Origin of the sequence: Flavobacterium channae, from assembly GCF_021172165.1 — a bacterium.
Taxonomy (GTDB): Bacteria; Bacteroidota; Bacteroidia; order Flavobacteriales; family Flavobacteriaceae; genus Flavobacterium; species Flavobacterium channae.
Genome location: NZ_CP089096.1, coordinates 1124788 through 1144881 on the forward strand (window position 1 = coordinate 1124788; position 20094 = coordinate 1144881).

The 20094-nt window shown below is 30.6% G+C and carries 17 protein-coding genes; 12 read left to right on the plus strand and 5 right to left on the minus strand.

The annotated features are described in order from the left end of the window. Positions 1-24 precede the first annotated feature (24 nt). Positions 25-1409 (plus strand): IS3 family transposase gene (locus tag LOS89_RS05040; protein WP_374107722.1). Its coding sequence is split into 2 segments (ribosomal slippage): positions 25-340 and positions 340-1409, totalling 1386 coding nucleotides; the frame shifts between segments, so codons are not numbered across the junction. A gap of 98 nt (positions 1410-1507) precedes the next feature. On the opposite strand, the gene LOS89_RS05045 is transcribed toward LOS89_RS05040, so the two are convergent. Next, positions 1508-3337, minus strand: coding sequence for a TnsB C-terminal domain-containing protein (locus LOS89_RS05045; protein WP_231836751.1), 1830 nt, complete (start codon positions 3335-3337; stop codon positions 1508-1510). Continuing rightward, the gene (locus LOS89_RS05050; RefSeq protein ID WP_231836752.1) at positions 3328-4014 is read right to left on the minus strand and encodes a TnsA endonuclease N-terminal domain-containing protein; all 687 of its coding nucleotides are present in this window, start codon (positions 4012-4014) and stop codon (positions 3328-3330) included. Before LOS89_RS05050 ends, LOS89_RS05045 begins: the two co-directional genes overlap by 10 nt. A gap of 107 nt (positions 4015-4121) precedes the next feature. Here LOS89_RS05050 and LOS89_RS05055 point away from each other — a divergent pair, with 107 nt between their 5' ends. After that, on the plus strand, positions 4122-4577 hold the full coding sequence (locus LOS89_RS05055) for a DUF4442 domain-containing protein (RefSeq protein WP_231836753.1): 456 nt from the start codon (positions 4122-4124) through the stop codon (positions 4575-4577). Positions 4578-4670: 93 nt separating this feature from the next. After that, a complete protein-coding gene (locus tag LOS89_RS05060) occupies positions 4671-5573 on the plus strand; it encodes a TIGR01777 family oxidoreductase (protein ID WP_231836754.1) in 903 nt (300 codons plus the stop codon). A 34-nt stretch (positions 5574-5607) separates the two neighbouring features. Here the strand turns inward: LOS89_RS05060 and LOS89_RS05065 are convergent, their stop codons facing one another. Next, positions 5608-6273, minus strand: a complete 666-nt coding sequence (locus LOS89_RS05065) for a YceI family protein (RefSeq protein ID WP_231836755.1) — start codon at positions 6271-6273, stop codon at positions 5608-5610. 177 nt (positions 6274-6450) lie between these two features. Between LOS89_RS05065 and LOS89_RS05070 the strand changes: the two genes are divergently transcribed. The 7 genes from LOS89_RS05070 to LOS89_RS05100 all read left to right on the plus strand — a co-directional run bounded on the left by LOS89_RS05070 (position 6451) and on the right by LOS89_RS05100 (position 13251). After that, positions 6451-6990, plus strand: coding sequence for a nucleotide exchange factor GrpE (locus LOS89_RS05070; protein ID WP_374107730.1), 540 nt, complete (start codon positions 6451-6453; stop codon positions 6988-6990). Between the two features lie 52 nt (positions 6991-7042). After that, positions 7043-8170 (plus strand): molecular chaperone DnaJ, encoded by a 1128-nt coding sequence (gene dnaJ / locus LOS89_RS05075; RefSeq protein ID WP_231836757.1) that lies wholly within the window; start codon positions 7043-7045, stop codon positions 8168-8170. A gap of 161 nt (positions 8171-8331) precedes the next feature. After that, on the plus strand, positions 8332-9252 hold the full coding sequence (locus LOS89_RS05080) for an ABC transporter ATP-binding protein (RefSeq protein WP_231836758.1): 921 nt from the start codon (positions 8332-8334) through the stop codon (positions 9250-9252). A gap of 2 nt (positions 9253-9254) precedes the next feature. Beyond that, entirely contained in the window at positions 9255-10553 is a 1299-nt protein-coding gene (locus LOS89_RS05085) for an ABC transporter permease (RefSeq protein WP_231836759.1), read from the plus strand. A gap of 3 nt (positions 10554-10556) precedes the next feature. Beyond that, positions 10557-11393 carry a mechanosensitive ion channel family protein gene (locus tag LOS89_RS05090; protein WP_231836760.1) on the plus strand — a complete coding sequence of 279 codons (837 nt, stop codon included), beginning with the start codon at positions 10557-10559 and terminating at the stop codon, positions 11391-11393. A gap of 2 nt (positions 11394-11395) precedes the next feature. After that, complete coding sequence (locus LOS89_RS05095) at positions 11396-12559, plus strand: sigma-54-dependent transcriptional regulator (RefSeq protein WP_231836761.1); 1164 nt, start codon at positions 11396-11398, stop codon at positions 12557-12559. A gap of 77 nt (positions 12560-12636) precedes the next feature. Further along, positions 12637-13251: a DEAD/DEAH box helicase gene (locus LOS89_RS05100; RefSeq protein ID WP_231836762.1), complete on the plus strand. Its 615-nt coding sequence runs from the start codon at positions 12637-12639 to the stop codon at positions 13249-13251. 42 nt (positions 13252-13293) lie between these two features. Here LOS89_RS05100 and LOS89_RS05105 read toward each other — a convergent pair whose 3' ends face one another. Beyond that, complete coding sequence (locus LOS89_RS05105; RefSeq protein ID WP_231836763.1) at positions 13294-15414, minus strand: M3 family metallopeptidase; 2121 nt, start codon at positions 15412-15414, stop codon at positions 13294-13296. A 181-nt stretch (positions 15415-15595) separates the two neighbouring features. Here LOS89_RS05105 and LOS89_RS05110 point away from each other — a divergent pair, with 181 nt between their 5' ends. After that, complete coding sequence (locus tag LOS89_RS05110; RefSeq protein ID WP_231836764.1) at positions 15596-17227, plus strand: ABC-F family ATP-binding cassette domain-containing protein; 1632 nt, start codon at positions 15596-15598, stop codon at positions 17225-17227. A gap of 202 nt (positions 17228-17429) precedes the next feature. After that, positions 17430-19619, plus strand: a complete 2190-nt coding sequence (locus LOS89_RS05115) for a tetratricopeptide repeat-containing hybrid sensor histidine kinase/response regulator (protein WP_231836765.1) — start codon at positions 17430-17432, stop codon at positions 19617-19619. Here LOS89_RS05115 and LOS89_RS05120 read toward each other — a convergent pair. Beyond that, positions 19612-20082, minus strand: a complete 471-nt coding sequence (locus LOS89_RS05120; protein WP_231836766.1) for a hypothetical protein — start codon at positions 20080-20082, stop codon at positions 19612-19614. The genes LOS89_RS05115 and LOS89_RS05120 overlap by 8 nt on opposite strands. Positions 20083-20094 lie beyond the last annotated feature (12 nt).

Here is a 20094-nt window from a genome sequence, read left to right on the forward strand (position 1 = left end):
AAAAATTATTAACTTTGAAATAGTATGAAAACACCTAAGAAAAAAACAGCAGAGAATTTCATCAAAGACATTCGTAGAAATACACGAAGAATCTTTAGTTCCGAACAGAAAATTCAGATTGTTATGGAAGCTTTACGAGCAGAAATGTCAGTTGCAGAATTGTGTCGTAAGTATTCCATTAATGAATCTCAGTTTTATAAGTGGAACAAAGAATTTTTGGAAGCAGGTAAAAAGCGTTTAGCAGGCGATGTAACAAGAGAAGCTACGAGTGATGAAGTATCAGAGCTCAAGAAAGAAAATCAGTCTTTAAAAGTAATGATTGCCGATTTAGTTTTACGCTACGATATTGTAAAAAAAAGCTTGGACATGCTGGATTAACTGAAAAGTTTAAGAAATATATGCGACTTACAGTATCCGAAAAACAAGAAATCATTCACATGGTTACTCGTTCAGAAATTGGCGTAAATCGAACACTTCGGGAGATTGGAATCAATAAAAGTACGTTTTACAATTGGTATCATGCTTACAGCGAAAATGGTGTTGAAGGATTGCTTCCAACCAAAAGAGCAGCAAACAGGCAATGGAATAGCATTCCACAAGAGCAGAAGAATTTGGTTGTAAAATTAGCTTTAGATTATCCTGATTTGTCTTCTCGAGAATTAGCCTATAAAATCACTGATGAACAACAGATATTCCTATCAGAATCAAGTGTTTATCGGATTTTAAAGTCAAGAGGTTTAATTACAGCTCCAGCTCATATTTTTCTGAGTGCAGGTAATGAATTTACAGACAAAACAGGCTTTGTTCATCAAATGTGGCAAACGGATTTTACCTATTTTAAAATATTGGGTTGGGGTTGGTATTACTTGAGTACGGTTTTGGACGATTACAGCCGATACATTGTACACTGGGAACTTTGCTCAAACATGAAAGCCGATGATGTAAAAAGAACTGTTGATACAGCCATTAAGAAAGCAAAATTGATAACTAAACAAAAACCAAAACTCTTGTCCGACAATGGTTCGTGCTACATTGCAAACGAATTAAAATCGTATTTAAAAGACAATTATCAAATGCAACAAGTACATGGAAGACCCAATCATCCACAAACACAAGGAAAAATTGAACGCTATCACAGAACCATGAAAAATGTTGTAAAACTTGATAATTACTTTGCTCCCGAAGAATTAGAAGCTGCTTTAGAAAAGTTTGTTTATCGCTATAACAATGAACGCTATCATGAATCATTAAACAACTTAACCCCAGCAGATGTCTATTTTGGAAGAGGTGAAATGATTTTAAAAGAACGTGAACGATTAAAGAAAATGGCTATTATTGGCCGAAGAAATGAGTACCAAAAATTAAAATTAACAACAAATCAAAAAAAACATTTATCTTTGAATTATTAACTAAATACTCTCTTAGGAAAAGTCCACTTTAGTTTGAAGACGTACAGTGTTTGATTCTTTGTTCATATGTAGCTGATTCAGTAAATTTTCTAGTTTTTTCAGATAAATGCTTCATCATCAATTTCTTCAAAAGGTTTAATATCGTTGTCTTCAATTTTATCTTCAACTTCCTTTATTTCCGAAGTTGGAAAGGAAGTTGTGTCTCGGAAGTTTTTGACTTCATTTTTTCTGCTTTTTGTTTCTCGTATGGCTTTTTTCTCAATATCATCCATTTCTCGGTAAGTATCGAATATAGATTTTTCGTTAATTGGAGCCTTATTTTTTTTAAGTGTTCTTAATACATCTCTAAATTCCCAAATTGAAATTGCTGGTAATGAAGTGTCTCTATATGGTATGTCGAAATATTCTTTTGACTCCGGATCATAGAAATGTACAACACTTATATCTCTGGGGTCTCTTCTGAAAATAAATTTTCTTTTAATATTATCAGTTTTTGAATGAATGTATTTTCTCAGAACATCATGATAATAGGTTACATGATCAATTACTACTCCATATTCCTGAATAGTTCTTTCTTCAAAAGGCATAAAGTCTAAACGTAATTTTCTTTCATTGAAAATCCTAGGAATTATTCCAATTCCAGGTTGCTCTTTATTGCCCATAATTCCTTCTTTCCATTTGTTAATTGGAGAATCATTTAAAGAAGAATGATTTTTGACATGATATATATTGGTAATGTATAGAGTTAACCATTTTTCAAACTCAGATAAAGTCAAAGATGCTCTACCTTCAGAATCATAATTTTTTCTTAGCTCTGTAGATGAAAATGTAGTACCTGCTAAATTATGAACTTCTTTACTAAATGATCCTAATAATCGCTCAATATGCCCACCAAAATGAGGAGTTGCAATTGGTCTAAATTCTAAATTGATATTATAATTTTTACAAGCCATTTTTAGCATATTTCCTCTGAACTCTTTTGCGTTGTCAACGTGGATTACCGACATGAAACCCCAACAAGGCCAGATTCCCTTAACTCCAATTTTTTCTAACCAAATTTCTTTTGGTAAAATACTGTGAGCAATACATAGTCCAGTGCCTAAAGCACCTGGAGGATCAAAGGATAGATGAAAACCAACAACCATTCTACTATATACATCAATTGCAAGCGTCAGCCAAGGTCTTTTGTATGGTTTTCGATAATACTCATCTACTAAAATAATATCGACTCTAGTATGATCAATTTGAACAACGCTTAATGGAAAATCCGCACCAGGAAAGCTACCACGTATTGGATTGAACCTATAGCCGGCTTCCTTTAAGCCAATTCTTTTTTTCATTACTTCTTCTTCAGAAATACTTTTTATCCTATTTCGAATTGTATTCTCATGAGGAGGAGTAATGTTTTTATTATGACATTCCGCCATAATTAATCTTACAGTTTTATTTATAGATGTTCTGGAACTGTTTAGATAAGTACTTTTTATATATTTTTTTATTATTTCTTCTTGATTTGAATCGAGTCTGCTGCTTCCTTTTCCTCCAGTTTTAGGCTTTCCTAATATTGAAGAAATGGTGCCGTAATCCCTATATAGTTTTATCCATCTATATAATGTAGCAATACTTACATTTTTTTCAGCTGAAATTTGTTTAACTAATTCTATGTTTCCAGGCTTTTCTAATATTGGAGTTATTATCTCAAATCTCTGTTGAGCTAATTCCCATTTTTTTTCAGAAATTACATTTATGTCCTCTAGCTTTTCTTTTTTCTTAAAAATAGGTTTCAAGTCGCTAACATGTACTAAATGGTTGGTTCCGTTACTTAATTCTTCAATAGTAACAGTATCGAGGGTATTCAATTTAGTAATTATAACTTCTTTATCGTTATAAATAACTTTTTCCCCTTTTGTTAAATTAACTATATCCATATCTCAGTTTCCATATTTAACTTTATACTTAAATCTATTTTTATTTTTTTATGAATAATCATTAGCCATAAATATTGAATTAATTCAGCTCTTTTTAATTCACATGAAGTAGAACTATTTAATAACTTATTAGGAGTTGTTCGCTTTAGCTTCTTCATATTTTGCTCAAGCAATTCAAACTCATTGAAATATTCAGATTTATTTGAAGTATGTCTGATTTGAACTGCATTTAAGAATTTGATATTAAACAAATAATTATTTCTAATATCAGTTTCAGTAAGTATTCTAAATGTTAAATTATTACTATTACAGAATTCTTCAGCAGCTTTAAATTTCGTAACATACTTAGAAGCATTATCTATTAAATCAATGTTGTATTTTATTTCAATAACCTCTTTGCTACCATCCCAATACTCAACAAAAAAGTCTGGAATGTAATATCTGTCATTAAATTCTATTTTTAATGGTTGTTCATAATAGTAACGAACATTTTCATCAAATTCAAGTATATGGATATAATCTCTTTCAAGGGAAGATTCGAAATCTACAAAGTCATTTCTTTTAAGACTTTTTATTTGTCCTGTTAAAGAAAATTCATTTGCCGATATATTTCTTTTTTTCTTCAAAGATATTCTCATTTTCTTTTGTGAAAATACGTAATTCATATCATTTTTCATAGTTTATTCTCATTTACTTTTGTAAAAACTTATTAAAAAGTTTTCCTATTCTCATTTACTTATGTATTTTACAATTTTTTGTATTTTTACAGAAAAATCAAAGTATTATGCAATTTACACCTTCAAAATTAAATGCTTTTATGTTTTTTAAATTACCTTCTGCTTTTTGGAGTGGGGTAAGAGTAAAATCAATTTCACCAGAAGTTTGTGAAGTTACGGTAAAGCATCGTTGGTTCAATCAAAACCCATTCAATTCTATGTATTTTGCTGTTCAAGCAATGGCAGCAGAATTTACAACAGGTGCTTTAGTAATGTTTCAAATTAAACAAAGTGGAAAGAATATTTCTATGCTTGTTGCTCAAAATAAAAGTGTATTTACAAAGAAAGCTACAGGAAGAATTACTTTTACTTGTAATCAAGGAAACGATATAAAAGAAACCATTGAAAAAGCAGTTGAAACAAATGAAGGCCAAACCATTTGGCTTACTTCTATTGGTAAAAATGAAAAAGGAGAACAAGTTTCAGAAATGCAATTTGAGTGGACAATTAAAGTAAGAGTTTAATTAAAATTTAGCTTAAAACTATTCCTAAACATAAGTTAATTTACTTTCATTCTTAATTTTTTGATGGTAAATTTGATAAAAAGGAAAAAGAAAATGACGGTTTTAATTACAGGAGCTACAGGATTGGTCGGACAAGCATTGGTGAATTTGTTGCTTCAAAATGGATATTCGGTTCATTATTTGTCCACATCAAAATCAAAGTTAATCAATCAAAATAACTACAAAGGTTTTTATTGGAATCCTAAATTATCTGAAATAGATACAAATGCATTTGATGGTGTAGATGTTATAATCCATTTGGCAGGAGCATCTGTTGCAAAAAAATGGACAAACAATTACAAAGAAGAAATAATTGAGAGTCGTGTGCTTTCTACTCGTCTTTTATATCAAACATTGCATAAAAAAGCAAATACTGTAAAACAGATTATTTCTGCTTCGGCAATTGGTATTTATCCTGATGATTTAAACTATATCTATCACGAAACCGACAATAAAGTTGACGATTCTTTTTTAGGAAATGTTGTTGAACAATGGGAAAAAGAAGTCAATCAATTTGAAAAATTACAAATTCTGGTTGCTAAAGTTAGAATAGGAATTGTTTTATCAGACGAAGGTGGTGCGTTACAAGAAATGGCAAAACCTATTAAATTAGGATTAGGAGCTGCATTTGGTTCTGGTGAACAATATCAATCTTGGATTCATATTTACGATTTGGTTTCTATTTTCCAATTTATCATGAATAACAAATTAGCTGGAATTTATAATGGAGTAGCTCCATATCCTGTTACGAATGCAGAACTAACAAAAGCAATAGCTAAAGTTTTGAAAAAGCCATTGTTTTTGCCTAATATTCCTAAGTTTGTTATGAAACTTATATTAGGAGAAATGCACCAAATTTTATTTTCAAGTCAGCATGTAAGTTGTAGAAAGCTTTTAGATGCTAAATTTCAATTTAAATACGCTTCATTAGATAAAGCTTTGAATGATTTATTATAATAAAAAAAACCGCCAATTGGCGGTTTTTTGGTATTTATTGTTTTGCTGCTTTTAATTTCACAACCAATTCAATTTCGTCATTTACAAACTTATCTTTTAAATCATCAAAAATCGATTTAGAAGCATAATTTACATTCCAGTGCGTTCTGTTAATTTGGAAAGAATCTGACGTTAAAGTCATGTTGTTTCCTTCATATGCAACTGTTGCAGCAAATGAAACAGGTTTTGTAATTCCTTTTAAAGTTAAATTTCCGTTTACAGTAGCTTTTCCGTTTTCTGAAGTAATAGAAGTGATTTCAAATACACCTTCTGGAAATTTACTTACGTTAAAGAAATGGTCTTCTCCTTCTTTGTCTTTAGTTCCTTTTAAATGTCCTTCTAAATCTTCTTTTCCGTCACCAGGTTTTAAATCGGTTACAACTATCGAATTCATATCGATAACAAATTTTCCACTTTGAATGCTATCATTTTTAACAGCAACTTCACCCGATTTTAAATTAATAGTACCATTGTGTTTTCCAGCTGGTTTAGAACCAATCCATTCTATTACAGAAGAAGCAGTGTCAACTACATAAGTTGTACTTTCAGCAGAAGCTGTTGCTACTTCTCCAGCTTCACCACTTTCATTTTTGTCTCCTTTACATGCTACATTCATTGAAATTGTAGCTAAAACAAATAAACTTAAAATGCTTTTTTTCATGTTTTAATTTTTTTTAGTTTCTACAAACTTAGTTCTTAACTTTTTTAAATTCTCTTAAAAAGTTGCTAAATTTTTTTTTCAATAAATTTGCTGACAATTTGACATTTTTAAACATTTGGCAATACATTTGCAATCCCATTTACTAAAGTAAAAATGTTTAAAAAAATATTTAAAAATATGAGTCAAGATACTACTGAGAACATTGAGAAGGAAAACGTTCAGGGAGAACATGTTTCAGAAAATCAAGAAATTGCCCAACCAGAGAAAACTTTAGAAGAACAATTACAAGAGCAATTGTCTGAAGAAAAAGACAGATTTTTGCGTTTGTTTGCTGAGTTTGAAAACTATAAAAAACGTACATCAAAAGAGCGTATCGATTTATTTAAAACAGCTAATCAGGAAGTTTTACAAGCAATGTTACCTGTTTTAGATGATTTTGATAGAGCTTGGGCGCAAATTTCTAAATCGGAAGATGAAGCATTGGTTACTGGAGTACAATTGATTCATGATAAATTAAAATCAACGCTAATTTCTAAAGGATTAGAAGAAGTTGAGGTTAAAGCAGGAGATGCATTTGATGCTGATTTTGCTGAGGCGATTACTCAAATTCCGGCTCCAAATGACAAATTAAAAGGAAAAATTGTTGATGTAATTGAAAAAGGATATAAGTTAGGAGATAAAATTATTCGTTTCCCTAAAGTTGTTATTGGACAATAATTTTATACCTAATATAGATGTGTTAAGCATCTAATTTTTAATCAAAGTTATAATGAAAAAAGATTTTTACGAAATATTAGGCATTAGCAAAAATGCTACACCAGAAGAGATTAAGAAAGCTTACCGAAAGAAAGCAATTGAATTTCATCCTGATAAAAATCCAGGCGATAAAGAAGCGGAAGAAAACTTTAAAGTTGCAGCTGAAGCTTACGAAGTATTAAGCGACCCTGACAAAAAGGCTCGTTATGACCAATACGGACACCAAGCATTTGAAAATGGTGGATTTGGTGGTGGTCATCATATGAATATGGATGATATTTTTAGCCAATTTGGAGATATCTTCGGAGGTGCTTTTGGTGGTGGAGGTTTCTCTGGTTTTGGTGGTGGCTTTGGAGGCGGTGGCCAAAGAAGAGTGAAAGGAAGTAATCTTCGTATTAAAGTTAAACTTACTTTAGAAGAGATTGCTAATGGTGTTGAGAAAAAAGTAAAAGTTAAACGTAAAGTGCAAGCTAAAGGCGTTACGTATCGTACTTGTCCTACATGTAATGGATCTGGACAAATTATGAAAGTAGCCAATACAATTTTAGGTAGAATGCAAACAGCAACTACGTGTCATGTTTGTAGTGGTTCTGGTCAAATTTTAGATCAAAAACCAGCTGGAGCTGATGCACAAGGAATGTTGTTAGAAGATGATACGGTATCAATCAAAATCCCTGCAGGAGTAGTAGATGGAATGCAATTAAAAGTTGCAGGAAAAGGAAACGAAGCTCCAGGTACAAATAGTATTCCAGGAGATTTAATTGTTGCTATTGAAGAAATTGAGCATGAATTCTTAAAGCGTGAAGGTGAAAACCTACATTACGATTTGTATATCAGTTTTGCTGAAGCAGCATTAGGTGTTTCTAAAGAAATTGAAACAGTTTCGGGTAAGGTTAGAATTAAATTAGAAGATGGTATTCAATCGGGTAAAATCCTAAGACTTAAAGGGAAAGGAATACCAAGTTTGAATTCTTATGGAAATGGCGATTTGTTAGTTCATGTTAATGTTTGGACACCAAAAACGCTTAATAAAGAACAAAAGCAGTTTTTTGAAAAAATGCTTACAGATGAAAACTTTATTCCTAAACCAGAGAAATCTGATAAATCTTTTTTCGAAAAAGTTAAAGATATGTTTTCATAATTAAATATAATTTAATACATTTGAAACTCACTTTCTTAGGAAGGTGAGTTTTTCTTTTTCATAGCAATTTTTCCCATCCTTTAGTAATAAAGGGTGGGTTTTTTTTGTAACGAATTTCTCATTTTTGATACTAATAAGTCAAACAAAAATCAACTCAATTTATGAGCAATATTCTCGAAGTTCAAAATGTAGTTAAACAATATGGCGATTATACCGCTTTAAATAATGTTTCATTACAGGTTCCAAAAGGAAGTATTTACGGACTTTTAGGTCCTAATGGTGCTGGAAAAACCTCTTTAATTCGTATTATCAATCAAATCACAATGCCAGATAGCGGTGTAGTGTTTTTAGATGGTGAAAAGTTAAATCCAGAACATGTAAAACACATTGGATACATGCCCGAAGAGCGTGGTTTGTATAAAACCATGAAAGTAGGAGAGCAATGTTTGTATTTGGCACAATTAAAAGGTATGCCAGAAGCTGAAGCTAAAAAGCAATTGAAATATTGGTTTGAAAAGTTCGAAATTCAAGGTTGGTGGGATAAGAAAATTCAGGAACTTTCTAAAGGTATGGCGCAAAAAATTCAGTTTATTGTAACGGTTTTGCACCAACCTAAATTACTGATTTTAGACGAACCATTTTCAGGTTTTGACCCGGTTAATGCCAATTTAATTAAAGACGAAATCATTGAATTGAATAAAAAAGGAACTTCGGTAATTTTTTCTACACACCGAATGGAATCTGTAGAAGAAATGTGTGATTACATTGCGTTAATTCACAAATCAAACAAGCTTATCGAAGGAAAATTAGATGATGTAAAACGTCAACATCGTACCAATATTTATCAAGTGGGAATTATCACGAATAATATTGAAGGTTTAATGGTAAGTTTAACTCACAAATTTACCATTGGGCAAACCAACTTCAAATCGTTAAATGATGATTTAAAATTGGAAGTCCATCTAGAAAATCATTCTTCTAATGAATTGATTTCGATTTTAACACAATTTGGTCAAGTGACCCATTTTATGGAAAAAATCCCAACAGTTAACGATATATTCATTCAAACCGTAAGTCAATAATCATGAGCGTATTATCATTAATTATCAAGAGAGAATTTATTGCAAAAGTGCGCAATAAATCATTTATCGTAATGACTTTTTTAGGTCCGTTATTGATTGTAGGAATGACCTTTTTAATTGCGTATTTATCAAGTGTAAATAAAGGCGATATTAAAACAATTGGAGTTCACGATAGAGCCAATATATTTGTCAACGATTTCAAAAATTCAGAAGATATTAAATATGTGAATCTTTCCAATTTGTCTTACGATAAGGCAAAAGATTCGGCAAGCAATGCCTTTGAAGGACTAATTTATGTGCCAGAAGTTCAAAATGTAGAAGAATTGGCTACTAAAACAACCTACATTTCAGATGATAGTCCGAAAATGGATTTCTTAATGAATTTGCAACGCACTATTGATGCGAAATTAAATAGAGAAAACCTTAACAAATTAGGTTTTGATGCTGAAAAAATTGAAAAAGCTAAAATTAAATCGGAAGTACAATTTGCAAAGTTTTCAGGTGAAGACGGATTGAAAAATTTAACAATTATTAAAATAATAATTGGTTTTGTATTTGGATATTTAATTATGATGTTCATTATTATTTACGGAAACATGGTGATGAGAAGTGTAATCGAAGAAAAAACAAATCGTATTATTGAAATTATTATTTCTTCGGTAAAACCTTTCCAATTGATGATGGGAAAAATCATTGGAACTTCATTGGCAGGAATATTACAATTCTTAATTTGGATTATACTTGGTTTAGTGTTAATGCTTTCATTAACAGCTGTTTTTGGTGGTCAACAAGAAGTTGTAACAACAACAAAAGTTTCTTCTGAACAAGCTGCATTAGTTTCGGACATTATTAGTCAAATGCACTTATATATAAATGAAATTCCAGTTTTCACTATCTTAATTTCATTTGTAATTTTCTTTATTGGAGGTTACTTTTTATACAGTTCGTTCTATGCAGCTATTGGTGCCGCTGTAGATTCTGAAACCGATTCACAACAGTTTTTAATGCCAATTTTAATGCCATTAATGTTAGCTGTTTATGTTGGGTTTTTAACGGTTATGAATGATCCAAATGGAACAGTTGCAGTTGTATTTTCATTAATCCCATTAACCTCACCAATTGTTATGCTAATGCGTATTCCATTTGGAGTTCCTTTATGGCAATTGCTACTTTCTATCGTTTTATTGTACGGAACGTTTATCTTTGTAGTGTGGTTTGCATCAAAAATCTACAGAGTAGGTATTTTAATGTACGGAAAAAAGCCAACTTGGAAGGAATTATATAAATGGTTGAAATACTAATACATGTTAAAGCAAATAACAGAAATATTAAAATTTAAGTTAATCGATACTAAATCAATTGATTTTACGGTTGCTAATATTTTAGTTTTGGTATTTGCTTTAATTTTTACATCTGTTATACTTAAACTTATTCGAAAAGTAGTTACAAGAAAGCTTTCTACAGATGATAAGAACAAATTTATTAGTGTATTTCAATTTGCAAAGTATGTTATTTATGTTTTAGTTTTCATTTTCATTTTGCATTCAAGCGGAATAAATATGAATGTATTTATAACTGCTTCAGCAGCTTTATTTGTTGGAATTGGATTTGCATTACAAACTTTTTTTCAAGATATAATTTCTGGTATTTTAATGATTTTAGATCAATCATTGCATGTAGGAGATATTATCGAAGTTGATGGAAAAGTAGGTCAGGTAAAAGAAATTAAATTAAGAACTACGAGAGTTGTTACTCGAAATGATAGAGTTATGATTATTCCAAATCATAAATTTATGATTGAAACGTTATTCAATTGGACTCAAAATAATTCAACCAATAGAGAAAATGTAACTATTGGTGTAGCTTATGGAAGTGATGTAAATTTGGTAAAGCAAATTTTAATAAATTGCGCTAAAAGCACAGAAGGAGTTATTTTACCAGAATCGATAGCAGTTTTGTTTGAAGATTTTGCAGACTCATCATTAAATTTTGCTGTTTATTTTCATGTCGATAATGGTATGAATAGTCCAAAAATACAAAGTGATATTCGATTCAAAATCGACCAAGAATTTAGAAAAAATAATATTCAAATACCTTTTCCTCAAAGGGATGTTCGTATAGTTACAAGTAAAGAAAACTAAAAATGTCAAAAATATTAGTTATAGAAGACGAAGCAGCAATCAGAAGAGTATTGGTTAAAATACTTTCTGAGGAAAATGATTCGTACAAAGTAGAAGAAGCAGAAGACGGTTTACAAGGAGTTGAAAAAGTCAAAAATGACGATTACGATTTAATTCTTTGTGATATTAAAATGCCAAAAATGGATGGTGTTGAGGTATTGGAAGCTGTAAAAAAAATAAAGCCAGAAATCCCAATGGTCATGATTTCAGGTCATGGCGATTTAGAAACAGCTATTAATACAATGCGTTTAGGTGCTTTTGATTATATTTCAAAACCACCAGATTTGAATCGTTTGTTAAACACGGTTCGAAATGCATTAGATAAAAAACAATTGGTAGTTGAGAATAAAATCTTGAAAAAGAAAGTTTCTAAAAACTACGAAATGATTGGTAATAGCGAAGCAATTAATCATATTAAAACGATGATTGATAAAGTTGCTCCAACAGATGCTCGTGTATTGATTACTGGTCCAAATGGAACTGGAAAAGAGTTGGTAGCACATCAACTTCATGAAAGAAGCGAACGTGCATCTGCTCCCATTATTGAGGTGAATTGCGCAGCTATTCCGTCTGAATTAATAGAAAGTGAATTATTTGGTCATGTAAAAGGAGCATTTACTTCTGCTGTTAAAGATAGAGCTGGAAAGTTTGAAGCTGCCGATGGTGGAACCATTTTCCTGGATGAGATTGGTGATATGAGTTTGCCAGCTCAAGCAAAAGTGTTACGTGCTTTACAAGAGAATTTAATTCAACGTGTTGGTGCTGATAAAGACATTAAAGTTAATGTTAGAGTTGTGGCAGCAACAAATAAAGATTTGAAAAAAGAAATCGAAGAAGGACGATTTAGAGAAGACTTATATCATCGTTTAGCGGTTATTTTAATTAAAGTTCCTGCGTTAAATGATAGAAGAGATGATATTCCAGAATTGATTGAGCATTTTGCTTTAAAAATTGCTTCTGAGCAAGGAAATACAGCAAAAACATTTTCAAAATCGGCCATCAAATTATTACAAGAATACGATTGGACAGGAAACATTAGAGAATTAAGAAATGTAGTAGAACGCTTAATTATTTTAGGCGGAAACGAAATTTCGGAGCAAGATGTAAAACTGTTTGCAAGTAAATAAAATTGATAATAGGTAAATGGTTATGGGTAAATGGTTACCTATTGCCATTTACCCTTTACCCATTACCATAAAAAACAATGCAATTAAAAAAAATAAACCCAAACCTTCAGAAAGCTTTAGTTGAAAACGATTTTGTTGAAGCAAATGAGTTACAACAAGAAACTTTTTCAACGATTAAAAGCGGTATTGATGCTGTTGTTCAATCTCCAAAGAATAGTGGTAAAACAACAACTATTTTGTTGAATGTAATTCAGAAAATGGAAAAACCTGTTGGAGAAAGTACGAGAGCACTAATCTTAGTTCAGGATAAAGAGAAGGTGTTAGAAGCTGTTGAAATGTTTAAGAAATTAAATCATTATACCAATTTGAGAGTCTTTGGTGTACATGAAAAAGGGGATATCGATTATGATAAAAATCAAATTTCTGTGGGAATGGATGTTTTAATCGGAACGCCAATTCGTATTAACGAAATGTTTTCTTCTGCCGGATTTAATATGAATACGATAAAAATGTTTGTTGTTGATGATGTAGATGAAATGCTTCGTAAACGTGAAGATGCTATTATTCTCCGACTTTCTATGAGCGCCGAAAAAACACAACGTTTATTTTTCTGTTCTGAAATTACAGAAAGGGTAGAAGTCCTCGCTGATAAAATTATGATTGAACCTCTGTTTTTTGAAATGGAAGATTAAGAATAAAAAAAACGCCTGAATTTTCAGGCGTTTTTTATGAAGTTATTTTACTTGATCTAAACCTCTTTTTTTCAATAAAGGTTTTACACTTGGTTCAGCACCTCTAAATTTCTTGTATAATTCCATTGGGTCTTCGGTTCCACCTTTTTCAAGAACATTTTTTCTAAATGATTCTGCATTATCAGAATTAAATAAACCATTAATTTTAAATACTTCAAAAGCGTCTGTATCTAATACTCCAGACCAAATGTAACTGTAATATCCAGCAGAATAACCACCTGCAAAAATATGATTGAAATAAGTACTTCTATATCTAGGAATAATTGTGTTAGGTAAATCTATTTTATTCATCGCTTCTTTTTCAAATGAATCAGCATCTTTTGTAATGTCACTTTTTTGGGTGTGATATTCCATATCTAGTAAAGAAGCTGCTAAATATTCAAGCGTTGCAAAACCTTGATCAAAAGTTCCTGCTTTTTGCATTTTTTCAATTAAGGCATCAGGAATAACATTGTCATTTTCAAAGTGTTTTGCATACATTTTCATTACTTCTGGTTCGGCGGCCCAGTTTTCCATAATTTGGGATGGTAATTCAACAAAATCTCTTGGAACGCTTGTTCCTGCTAAACTTTCATAAGTTACATTTGATAATAGTCCGTGTAATGCGTGTCCAAATTCATGGAAAAAAGTACTTACTTCATCAAATGTCAATAACGCTGGTGCTTTTTCTGTTGGTTTTGTAAAGTTGCAAACAATTGAAACAATTGGAGCAATACGTTTTCCATTTTCCATTTTTTGAGTTCTGTAAGAAGTCATCCAAGCACCACCTCTTTTTGATGCTCTAGGATGAAAATCCATGTACAAAATTCCTACATGAGAACCGTCAGCTTCTGTAACTTCCCAAACCGTTACATCGTCATGGTATTTTGGAATATCTTGTAATTGTTTAAATTGTAATCCGTATAAATTTTTACAAACGGTAAAAACACCTTCTCTTGTTTTCTCTAAACTAAAGTAAGGTTTCATTTCTTGCTCGTCTAATTCAAAACGTTCTTTTCTAATTTTTTCAGCGTAATATCTCCAATCATATGGTTGTACGTCATTTTTAATTCCGTCTTTCACCATCATCTTTTTTATGTCAGCGGCTTCCTTATTAGCCATTGCTAAAGCTGGAGTCCATAAATCTTTCAACAATTTGATAGCTGTTTCAGGGTTTTTAGCCATCGATTTTTCTAAAACATAATCAGCATGTGTTTCATAACCAAGAAGACGCGCTTTTTTGCCTCTTAAATTGGCAATCTTTATAGCTAATTCTTTATTGTCTTTTTCATTATTGTTATTAGCTCTCATTTGGTAAGCATTCCAAATTTCCTTACGCAATTTTCTGTTAGCGCTGTATTGTAAAAACGGCATTACACTTGAGTTTGATAATGTGAAAACCCATTTGCCTTCCTTACCACGAGATTTAGCATCAGCAGTGGCAGTTTCAATAAGTTCATTTGGTAATCCTTCTAATTCTTTTTTGTCTGAAATAACTAATTCATACGAGTTGGTTTCAGATAAAATGTTTTGACCATATTTTAATGTAGCAACTGCCATTTCAGCATTAATTTCTCTTAATTGCTTTTTGTTTTCTTCAGAAAGATTAGCGCCACTTCTTACAAAGTTTTTATATAAGTTTTCTAAAATTTTAGCTTGTTCATTATTTAACTTCAAACTTTTTTGATTGTCCCAAACCGATTTTACTCTTTTGAACAAAGCGTCATTTAAAAAAATATTATCGTTATGAGCAGATAATTTTGGAGCTAATTCTTTTGCGATAGCTTGAATTTCTTCGTTAGTATTAGCGCTACTTACATTGTAAAAAACAGTACTCACCCTAGAAAGCAATTTTCCAGAATTTTCCATAGCCAAAACTGTATTGTCAAACGTTGGTTTTTCTTTGTTTGAAACTATAGCATCAATTTCTGCTTCTTGTTTTTTTATTCCTTCTAAAATTGCAGGTTTATAATGGTCATTTTTAATTAAATGAAAAGGAGGAACTTGATATGGTGTTGTATACGTTTCAAAAAACGGATTCATGGTCGTTTTGTTTTTTTCTTGTGAGTGTAATGTTGCAGCACTTGTTAATGCTGAAAATAAAAGTAATGTTTTGATTTTCATTAGGACAATTTTTAAAACGTAAAAATACTAGTTTTCAATTGTAGAGTCTAAAACTTAACTATATTTTATGAAATGTGTTTACTTCATTCTATAATCTAATTTTAAAATCTATCTTTGCACCTTCAAAAAATTCAAGGAAAAATACTTTTAATTTTTTACTTATAACTTTTTACTTTTAAAAATGATTACTGTAAACGACATAGCTGTAGAATTTGGAGGCACAACACTTTTTAGTGATGTAACTTTTGCAATTAATGAAAATGATAAAATTGCCTTAATGGGTAAAAATGGAGCTGGTAAATCAACTCTTTTAAAAATTGTTGCAGGAGCAAACAAACCTACCAGAGGTGGAATTTCGGCTCCAAGTGATGCAGTAATTGCTTATTTGCCTCAGCATTTATTAACTTCAGATAACTGTACAGTTATGGAAGAAACATCAAAAGCGTTTGCTGATGTTTTGAATATGAAGAAAGAAATTGACGAAATTAACGAACAATTGACTATTCGTACAGATTATGAAAGCGACGATTATATGAAATTAATTGAGCGCGTTTCGGAACTTTCTGAAAAATTCTATTCTATCGAAGAAGTAAATTATGAAGCAGAAGTTGAAAAAGTTTTAAAAGGATTAGGATTCGAAAGAGAAGATTTTACTCGATTAACATCGGAGTTTTCAGGAGGTTGGAGAATGCGTATTGAATTAGCTAAAATCCTTTTGAAAAAACCAGATTTAATTCTTTTAGATGAGCCAACCAATCACTTGGATATGGAAAGTATTGAGTGGTTAGAAGACTTCTTGATTAATCAGGCAAAAGCGGTAATGGTAATTTCTCACGACAGAGCTTTTGTCGATAACATTACCAATCGTACCATTGAAGTTACAATGGGAAGAATTTACGATTACAAAGCAAAATATTCTGATTATTTGGTTTTACGTCAAGATAGAAGAATTCATCAGCAAAAAGCATACGATGAACAACAAAAATTCATTGCAGAAAACCAAGCATTTATTGAGCGTTTCAGAGGAACTTTTTCTAAAACAGAACAAGTGCAATCGCGTGTACGTATGTTAGAAAAATTAGTTCTTGTAGAAGTTGACGAAGTGGATACTTCGGCATTAAAATTAAAATTTCCACCATCGCCACGTTCAGGTCAATATCCTGTTGTAGTTGAAGGATTATCTAAATCATATGGCGATCATGTTGTTTTTAAAGATGCCAATATGGTTATCGAAAGAGGACAAAAAGTAGCTTTAGTTGGTAAAAATGGAGAAGGAAAATCTACCATGATTAAAGCAATTATGGGTGAAATTGATTTTGATGGAAAGTTAGAAATTGGTCACAATGCACAAATTGGTTATTTTGCACAAAATCAAGCAGCTTTGTTAGATGGAGAAGCAACTGTTTTTGATACCATTGATAGAATTGCTGTTGGTGATGTTCGTACTAAAATTAAAGACATGTTAGGCGCTTTTATGTTTAAAGGTGATGATATTCAAAAGAAAGTAAAAGTGCTTTCTGGAGGAGAAAAAACACGTTTGGCGATGATTAAATTATTGTTAGAGCCAGTAAATGTTTTAATTCTGGATGAGCCAACAAATCACTTGGATATGAAAACAAAAGACATTATTAAAGATGCTTTACGCGATTTTGATGGTACCTTAATTTTAGTTTCTCACGATCGTGATTTCTTAGACGGTTTAGCGGAGAAAGTATTTGAGTTTGGGCACAAGCGTGTAAAAGAGCATTTTGAAGATATTAAAGGATTCTTAGCACACAAGAAAATGGATTCTTTAAAAGAAATTGAGAAATAATTCAACGAATAAATTAGTAAACGATAAAAGCTCCAATTTTGGAGCTTTTATCGTTTATAAATAAATTCTTAACATGAAGTTTATGTTTTCATTAATATTACTTCTAATTTTATTGATAACTCGATAAATATTTTAAATTTGTATAGCTAATGGTGTATTCATTTTAAATGAACATTAGCATAAACCAATTCGTACAATTATAATGTTTAAGAAAGTAACGCTAACCTTATGGGTATTATTTACATTTCAGCTACTTATAGGGCAAGGAATTGGTTATAAAGATAAGTATGCAAGAGGATTGTACGATAAAGCACTAAATGGATTAAATGATTTAAAATGTAGAGAATCATTAATGTATTCCGAGCAACTTTTAGAATATGCTTTAAAGAAAAATAAGTATGATATGGCTGCGGCTTCATACAATATAATCGGGTTAAATTTTGAAGAATTTGGCGATTTAAAAAAATCAATTCAATACTACACTACAGGAGTTTCTTATGCTAAATTAGCTAAGAACGATACCATCGAGAATTATCTTTACAACAACATTGGGAATCTTTATTATTTTAAACTTAAAGATTCTAAAAAGGGACTTTATTATTATCAAAAATCGTATGAATTATCTAAAAGAATTGATACGAATAGAAATATTGCTTTTGCAGAAATCAATTTAGCCGATGTTTATTTAGATCTAAAAGAATACAGCAAGGCAATTCATTATTTGAATTTAGTTGCTCAAAAAAAAGCTGAAAATGATTATGAAATGGGAATGTCATATTATTCTTTATTGGCATTCTATTATCAAAAGCAAAAAGATTATGTAAAAGCAGAAAGTAACTTTTTAAAATGTATTTCTGGTTTTCCATATGTTAAAATGGAATATCTTAAAGCGCATAAAATGGATATCTATTTTATGGTTTATGAATTTTATAAAGAATTGAATAAGACAGAGAAAGCATTATCTTATTTAGAACTTCACGATAAACTACAAGACGAAATTTTTAGCGAAGAAAGAAATCTTGAAATTCAAATGGGTGGTGGCGATATAGATGCTTTGGCATACAAATATAAAGTGCAACAAATTGAAACCGAGAAAAAAGCACAGGAGCATAAAATTTTAGCCTCAAAGCGTTTTAATAAAGTAGTTTTAGTGTTTTTAGGCTTTGTAATTGTGTTCTCTATTTTTATTTTTAAAGCATTTGTAAACTATAAAAATTTAAGTAAAAAGTTAGCGGATTATAATTTTCAATTACAAGTTGCTCGTGAAAAATCGGAAGAAGCAACACGATTAAAAGCCCAATTTTTATCCAATGTAAGTCACGAATTACGAACACCGCTTTATGGCGTAATTGGAATGGCCGAAATTTTAGAAAGCGAACACAAAGAAATAAAAGATAGTCCTTATTTTAATGCATTAAAGTTTTCATCACATTATCTTTTAACCTTAATTAATGATGTTTTAAATGTTTATAAAATAGAAGATAGTGATATCGAATTCAATTACGAAAATATTAATATTAGAGAAGAAATTGGACACATCAAGCAATCGATGAATGTAATTGCTAAGTCAAATAAAAACGAATTTATTATTGACATTGCTGAAAATGTACCAGTTTTTATAAAAACCGATTTAACCAGATTTTCACAAATCCTAATTAATTTAGTTAGTAATTCATTGAAGTTTACTAAACGAGGAAAAGTTACGCTTATCTTGTCGATGGAAGAAAGCAACAATCAACGTTATTTAAAGTTAGATGTTTTAGATACAGGAATTGGTATTCCTGAAGAATATTTGGATAAGATTTTTGAAAAATTCGTTCAGGTTGATGTCAATCTTCAAGAACAATATAAAGGAACCGGACTTGGATTATCTATCGTAAAAAGATTGGTAGAATTATTTAATGGCAGAATTGAAGTAGAAAGTAAAATTAATGAAGGAAGTAAATTTACAGTTCATTTTCCATACATTCCAGCTGATAAAATAGAAGATTGCAATCAGTTGAAAATGCATTCGCACCAAAAACTTAAAACACTTAATATTTTAGTTGTAGAAGACAACAAAATAAACCAAATGGTAACCAAGAAATTGCTCGAAAAAAACGGTCACAATTATGTAATGGCAGAAAACGGACTAGAAGCTTTATTACTTGTGGAAGAGAATAAGTTTGATGTAATTTTGATGGACATTAATATGCCAGTCATGAATGGAATTGAAGCTTCAATAAAAATGCGAAACTTAGGAATTAAAACACCAATTATTGCTTTAACAGCTTCAGACAAAGAAAATATTTTAAAAGAAATTTTAGAAAAGAAAAATGGTCTTACCGATGTTTTGGTAAAACCATTTGAATATTCTGATTTGGAAAATGTAATTTCGAGGTATATTAGTTAGATTTCTGTAAAATATAGGTGGTAGGAGTATTGGTTTCTAAATACATTGTTAGGTGCAATTTATTATCGTTAAAATAGAAAAACGCTTCTTTTTTTAATTTAATATTTGCCATATTGGTTACATCCAAAATTATTAAGTCATTTAATATTTCAAAAGTTCCTTTAAAAGTTGGGTAAATCGCTTTCTTTGATAAAAAATAATAAAACTCATTCTCGTTTTTAAATTCAAAAATCAAATATTTATTGTCGCCTCTAATTGAGGCTTTATAATCTTGAAGCGATACTCCGCCTTTGTAAAGTTTTTGCATTTTTTCAGATAATACAATTGAGTCATTTTGAACTTTATAATAATAGTCATTATTGTAGACTTCAAGAACTTCCCATTTTCCAATAAGTGCTTTATTTTCTTGACTTATAATCGAGTTAGATAGTAAAACTATGATGATTAAAATTATTTTTTTCATTCAAGAATAATA